The organism is Pseudomonas sp. GW821-FHT11D10, from assembly GCF_058808435.1.
This window is the reverse complement of sequence record NZ_JBXARR010000004.1, coordinates 75,018-81,090: the sequence shown is the minus strand read 5'-3', so window position 1 is coordinate 81,090 and position 6,073 is coordinate 75,018. Positions and strand designations below refer to the sequence as shown.

The following is a 6,073-nucleotide window of genomic DNA, read 5'->3' as shown; positions in this document are numbered from 1 at the left end:
CACTCGTAGCTCAGCTGGATAGAGTACTCGGCTACGAACCGAGCGGTCACAGGTTCGAATCCTGTCGAGTGCACCATATACCGAAAAGCCCGCGTTTAACGCGGGCTTTTTGCTGTCCGGGATTTGGCTTTTCCCGTCACGCATCCTTTCTCATCAAAATCGATTTGAGCACTGCGGCCTCGTTTGAGGTCGTAACGATAACTCGTTGCCGAATTTCGGATGCTCACCTTGTCGGGTTTGCCCAGAGCGCTTTCAACATCCTGTTGGCTCATGCCGGCGATGATTCGTTGATTGATGATCGCCTCGCGTTTCTGCCGCGCGTCGATCAGATCTCCGCATTTGTCCTGGGTGCGCCCGACGACGGCCATTTCTCGTTTTCTGATATTCATACCGGATATTTCTTCGTGCCGGGCTTCGGGTATCAGGGTGACCGTCGAGCCAGGTGAGTAGGGGCGAACTTCCTGCAGTGAAAGGTGCTCATCGTTCGCGCAGCTCAATGTGGTGAACGTGACGCTACCATCAGAAGCTTCGCAGCGATGAAGTGTCGTTGCGTTCCCTATGGTGGGCAGGCAGAGCAGGGTGGTCAGCATGAATCGGGATGTTTTCGATGGCATTCGGCGTCCTCCATGACGATCTTCCTCAAGCGTAGTCGGCAGTTTTTTCACCGCCGGTGTGTTTTCTTTTCAGGATGAGTCGTCGCAGTGTGAAGGATCAGGACAGCGCTCAGCTTTGTCTCGCAAGCGCTTGTTTCAGCCGCGATTTTTTAACGTTTAAAACCGTCAGGCGGTGTATCATTGCGCCCGTCAGCCTCGCCGGGGCTTATGGAAAACCTCCATGGACTTACCCAGTAGTTATTCAGTAACCCGTTTCACCAATCATGAATTGACTGATTGATCCTTCCGGCGTGCCCCGCTGCTGGGAGTGGAGTTCGCCTATGTCCGAAATCGAAGTAAAGAAAACACAGGAAAGCCTGCAGGATCGCCTGGCTCAGGTCGTCGAGCTGCTGCAGCGCCAGCGGGTCGTCGAAGACCTGACTCATCGCCAGGAAGGCCCGCATCATGACCGGGTCGAGAACTTGGTCCACCGGCAAAATCTCGTCGAGTTGCAACGCAAGCTCGATGATCTGCACTCCGCCGACGTCGCCTATATTCTTGAAGCCTTGCCGCTGGACGATCGTCTGACGCTCTGGCAACTGGTCAAGGCCGATCGCGACGGCGACATTCTTCTCGAAGTATCCGATTCCGTCCGTGAAACGCTGATCGCCGACATGGACGATCACGAGCTCCTGGCAGCAGCCAAGGACATGGATGCCGACGAACTTGCTGACCTGGCTTCCGAGCTGCCGCGAGACGTCGTCCATGAGCTGATGGAGACTCTGGATCAGCAACAACGCGAACGTGTGCGTTCGGCCCTCTCCTACGACGAGGAGCAGGTCGGTGCGCTGATGGACTTCGAGATGGTGACCATCCGTGAGGATGTCAGTCTCGAAGTGGTTCTGCGTTACCTGCGTCGCCTGAAAGAGCTGCCGGGCCATACCGACAAACTGTTCGTGGTCGACTACGACGGCGTGCTCAAGGGCGTGCTGCCAATCAAGCGTTTGCTGGTCAATGACCCGGAGAAACAGGTTTCCGAAGTCATGGCCAGTGACCCGGTGAGTTTTCACCCGGATGAAGACGCCTACGACGCCGCTCAGGCGTTCGAACGTTACGACTTGATCTCGGCCCCGGTGGTCGACAAGAACGGCAAGCTGATCGGCCGTCTGACCATCGACGAAATGGTCGACCTGATTCGTGAGGAGAGCGAAAGCGAAGTCCTCAACATGGCGGGTCTGCGTGAAGAGGAAGATATCTTCGCCTCCGTCTGGAAATCCTTGCGCAACCGTTGGGCATGGCTGGCGATCAACCTGATCACGGCGTTCGTCGCATCGCGGGTGATCGGCCTGTTCGAAGGTTCGATCGAGAAGCTGGTGGCTCTGGCGGCGCTGATGCCGATCGTGGCGGGCATTGGTGGCAACTCCGGCAACCAGACGATCACCATGATCGTTCGCGCCATGGCGCTCGACCAGGTCAGCACCGGCAACACCTCGCGCCTGATGCGCAAAGAGCTGGCCGTGGCGTTGATCAATGGCCTGGTCTGGGGCGGGGTGATCGGTGTGGTCGCTTACTTGCTCTATGGCAGCTGGTCGCTGGGCGTGGTGATGACCGCCGCCATGACATTGAACCTGCTACTTGCAGCTTTGATGGGGGTGTTGATCCCGATGACCCTGGCCAAGATGGGCCGCGATCCGGCGATGGGCGCCAGTGTGATGATCACGGCCATGACCGACAGTGGTGGCTTCTTCATCTTCCTGGGGCTGGCGACGATTTTCCTGCTCTGACCGACTGCAAAAAAAACAGCCCGCCAATTGGCGGGCTGTTTTTTGCCTGTGAGAAGCCCGAATCGCAGGCAAAAAAAAGCCAGCATTCATGCTGGCTTGAGATGTTCGGTTTGACTCAGGATGCGTCTGCGGCCATTTCGGCGTCGTGGGCGATCAGAGAAACCAGCGCGTTCTGCTGGCGATGGGAGAGTTGGCGGAAGCGTTGCAGCAACTCGCGTTCGTGCAGCGACAGCTCCGGGCTGTCCAGGCGCATGCTCAGCTCTTCGCCCAGTGCACCTTCCTGAATAAGACTCTGCTCAAGGCGCGCAATGATCTCGGAGTTCATGCTGCGATGATGATTGCGAGCCACTTCGGCAATGCGTTCACGCATTCCGTCTGGCAGACGTACGACGAACTTGTCAGCCGTACGGCTGGAATAAATTGCCTGTTTCAATGGGCGCATATATTTAACCGGTTAGTTCAGGGGAGCGGTTCTCGGGATTGGCCGCAGGATGTGTGGTAGGACAAGTATCCGCGCCAAATGGTTCAACCTGAATTGTCATGAGGCGCGCATCATGCCTCAAAATTGCCAGATCATTGGCGTCAATTCTGTGACAAATATTGATCCGGGTAAAGGCGTAATGCCAGCACCAATTATCAGAAATGCGGACTGGTTTGAAAAGAAAGCATCGGCCCGTATCGCTGACCGCGTCCTGAAACACGTCGACTGATGCCCGAAGGCGTCAGAACGTGCATGCTATGCGGGTTGAATCGTTGTTCCTTACCTTGTACAGGATAGTGGCAAATGGCCGATTTACTAGGGGCAAATGCCCGCCGGAGGGCGTTTTCAGGATGGATGGCAGGCTGATTTACCTCATGGGACCTTCCGGCTCCGGCAAGGACAGTCTGATCGAGGCTGCGCGGGAACCCTTGCAAGCGTTGAACTGCGAAATCATCAGGCGAGTGATCACCCGCTCGGCCGAATCCGTGGGCGAGGATGCGATCGGCGTGACGCCCCAGGAGTTTGAGCAACGTCAGCGCGCCGGCGAGTTTTCGCTGGCGTGGGAGGCCAACGGTCTCGCCTACGGGATTCCGGTGGAAATGGACCAATGGTTAAAAGCCGGTAAACACGTCCTGGTGAACGGTTCTCGGGCGAACCTTCGGCAAGCGCTGGAAAGCTATCCGACGTTGGTGCCGGTGTTGCTGACGGTGCGAGATAACGTCTTGCGTGAGCGCCTGCTCCGACGTGGCCGGGAGACGCTTGAGCAGATCGATGCAAGGCTGGCCCGCAACACGCTGTTCAAGGACAGGCGTTCAACCGATAGCCCTGTGCACCTGATCGATAACTCGGGCGACCTCGCCGATGCCGTCAATCATCTGCTGGAGCTGGTCAGGGTCAGCGCAATACCGGATCAAACTTGATCTTGCGACCGGCCACCAGCGCCAATACGAACAGCGCCGAAAAGACGCCGCAACCGATCAGGGGCAGGGATATTTCGGTTTCCTCGAACAGCGAAAGATGCCCGAGGCCACTCAATAAGGCGAGGATCAGAAATCCTGCAGCTGACTTGGACATGCTGTACTCCTGAAGATATTTCAAAAAACCAGACGTTCAGTCGAATGCGCCGGTAACGCCTGTTCAGACTCGCTGACCGCTTGCGGGGCGAAGCTCTGATCGCTCAACACCGCCCATTGCGGCGCCTTCTGCACTTGCAGGTAATGCGGCATGCGCCCGGCCACTTTCTCGTTGTCCTCGGGGACGAAGTGAAAGCCCACCAGGACGGCCAGTGCGATTGCGTTTGCGAACACGAGGGCGCTGTTCATGAGACGAGTCTCCGATTGTTCTTGTATAAGAACCGGTAAAGCAGCCGTCGTGCCAATAGTCTAACCGCTGTTAAGTCCTTTAAAAACAAGCATTTAACAGGGTTTTTCGAAGATGGCGCATTGCATTTTGCAATGATGGCTTTTTGCGGCGATGCAAATTGCACGGTAAAATGTCCGGCACCCTTGCAAGGCGCCTGCCTACACTTAAAAAGCCCTGCGGACGACATGACAAATCAGGGCCCGGCCGTTAACATGCACGCCGTCTGTCGCATCGACAGTCCCGTGTCCCAGTAGCTCAATTGGATAGAGCATCCCCCTCCTAAGGGGAAGGTTGGCAGTTCGAACCTGCCCTGGGACACCATCTATTGAAAAGCCCCGCGCAGAGTGATCTGGCGGGGCTTTTTTGCTGGCCGGTCCAGGACGCCAAAGGCTAGATCCCGTCATCCGGCTCGACTTTTCCAATCGAAGTGCTCACTCCGGTCAGATGTCGACGCCCATTGACTTCGTAAGTGCGCCCACCCTCGTCTGAATCCGGTTTACGCAGTGCCAGCTGTGCTGAAAGCCCTCCGTTTTCGCTGTAATTGCCAAACCAGTCAACCAATGCCCCGATGTAGCAATCGCTTCCGATGATCACGGGTAAATCGGCCACCATTTCGATGGTGTAATGCGTGGGGCCATAACTGTAGTAATCGTTTTCTCCGGCTCCCTCTGGAGGAATGGGGCAGAGCGGACTCTTCTGAGTAGTGGCTTTCGCGGAATCGCCTTCGTTCAGTTTTGCCAATGCCTGGTTGAGCGTCTGGCGCAGAGTCGGTTCGAGCTCGTAGGCAGTTGCACCATCTTCTTTGTGCTGGATGTGGGGCACATCGAGGTCATACCGATAACCAACCGTTAAGGTAGGAACGTCGCTGTTGATATTTAAAGGGTTGAGCAAGTAGATCTGATCAACACCGTAGGCTCCGTTGCGATAGGCCGCATACACTTTGCCGTTGAGCTTGATCCATTCGTTGGATTGGTTTGCGCCTCGATCATTGGTGTAAAAAAGATAACTTTCGGCGCTCTTTTCGGGGCCGAGCGCAACGGCTCTTCGGATGAAACGGTCTTGAGTGCGACGGTAAGTTTCCGTGTAGGTGAACAACCCCGTGCCACCGGCATAAGTCGACACGATCAGATCGCGCTGCTCATCGCCATCCAGATCCATCAGGGTGTAGGAGGTCTGACCGAAATCAACCGCTCCGGTGATATCCGAGGCGGTCAGCGCCTTCCACTCGTCCTTCGTGACATCTGTGGGCCGGGTCTTGGGAAAGAGGGTTTGGTCATCTTCACCGGTCTCGCCAGAGAATGAAGTCTCAGTGGTTTTGGTCCGCAGAGATTCAAGGGTCAGTTCCAGCGCAAACTCGGGATGGTTCTTGCTCATCTCCTGAATTCGTTGCTGCAGATCGGCCATTGCCTGTTTATCAGTCTCGTCTGGCTGGTAAGCCAGTGCAGCAATCCACTGCGCGTTCAGAATCTGCAAGCGATTTTGATAACGCTGGCTCAGACAGCTGACCTCCTCGCCACATCGATCACGCTCCTTCAGCCACTGACGCTGGGCCTTTTTCGCGTCGGCCTGCGCCGGTGCAGCCTTCATCAACTTCCGATAAGCCGCCCCCATCTGCGCATCCAGCTCATGCAACGGCTTGTCCGCGCAAATCGCCTTCTCCACAACACTCACAGCCTTTGTGCAGTCCATTCCGCTCGCCAGTGCCTGCTGAAAAAATAGCAGCGCACAGGCCGACACGATGTAACGTCCCTTGATGTACACGATGAATCCTTTGTCGTTGGAAGGTGAGAAGCGCCGCGCAGGGTAATCCTTGCGCAATGAATCTTGAACCCTCGCTTCAAGAGAACCGCTGA

7 protein-coding genes and 1 tRNA gene are annotated in these 6,073 nt (G+C 56.2%); 3 read left to right on the top strand and 5 right to left on the bottom strand.

All coding sequences use genetic code 11. From position 1 onward, the window contains the following. Positions 1–95: 95 nt before the first annotated feature. Positions 96–614, bottom strand: a complete 519-nt coding sequence (locus AC1RT4_RS14060; protein ID WP_493085784.1) for a cell envelope protein SmpA — start codon at positions 612–614, stop codon at positions 96–98. A gap of 320 nt (positions 615–934) precedes the next feature. Here AC1RT4_RS14060 and mgtE point away from each other — a divergent pair, with 320 nt between their 5' ends. Further along, positions 935–2,377: a magnesium transporter gene (gene mgtE, locus AC1RT4_RS14055; RefSeq protein WP_007960287.1), complete on the top strand. Its 1,443-nt coding sequence runs from the start codon at positions 935–937 to the stop codon at positions 2,375–2,377. A gap of 115 nt (positions 2,378–2,492) precedes the next feature. Here the strand turns inward: mgtE and AC1RT4_RS14050 are convergent, their stop codons facing one another. Then, entirely contained in the window at positions 2,493–2,819 is a 327-nt protein-coding gene (locus AC1RT4_RS14050) for an Arc family DNA-binding protein (RefSeq protein ID WP_003178899.1), read from the bottom strand. 389 nt (positions 2,820–3,208) lie between these two features. Between AC1RT4_RS14050 and phnN the strand changes: the two genes are divergently transcribed. Beyond that, positions 3,209–3,778 (top strand): phosphonate metabolism protein/1,5-bisphosphokinase (PRPP-forming) PhnN, encoded by a 570-nt coding sequence (phnN, locus tag AC1RT4_RS14045; RefSeq protein WP_493085781.1) that lies wholly within the window; start codon positions 3,209–3,211, stop codon positions 3,776–3,778. Here phnN and AC1RT4_RS14040 read toward each other — a convergent pair. Both AC1RT4_RS14040 and AC1RT4_RS14035 read right to left on the bottom strand, forming a co-directional pair. Next, on the bottom strand, positions 3,753–3,932 hold the full coding sequence (locus tag AC1RT4_RS14040) for a PA3371 family protein (protein WP_493085779.1): 180 nt from the start codon (positions 3,930–3,932) through the stop codon (positions 3,753–3,755). The genes phnN and AC1RT4_RS14040 overlap by 26 nt on opposite strands. A gap of 20 nt (positions 3,933–3,952) precedes the next feature. Continuing rightward, the gene (locus AC1RT4_RS14035) at positions 3,953–4,180 is read right to left on the bottom strand and encodes a hypothetical protein (protein WP_085701582.1); all 228 of its coding nucleotides are present in this window, start codon (positions 4,178–4,180) and stop codon (positions 3,953–3,955) included. Positions 4,181–4,464: 284 nt separating this feature from the next. Here AC1RT4_RS14035 and AC1RT4_RS14030 point away from each other — a divergent pair. Beyond that, a tRNA-Arg gene (locus tag AC1RT4_RS14030) sits at positions 4,465–4,541 on the top strand. A gap of 69 nt (positions 4,542–4,610) precedes the next feature. Here AC1RT4_RS14030 and AC1RT4_RS14025 read toward each other — a convergent pair. After that, positions 4,611–6,038 (bottom strand): lysozyme inhibitor LprI family protein, encoded by a 1,428-nt coding sequence (locus AC1RT4_RS14025; RefSeq protein ID WP_493085777.1) that lies wholly within the window; start codon positions 6,036–6,038, stop codon positions 4,611–4,613. Positions 6,039–6,073 lie beyond the last annotated feature (35 nt).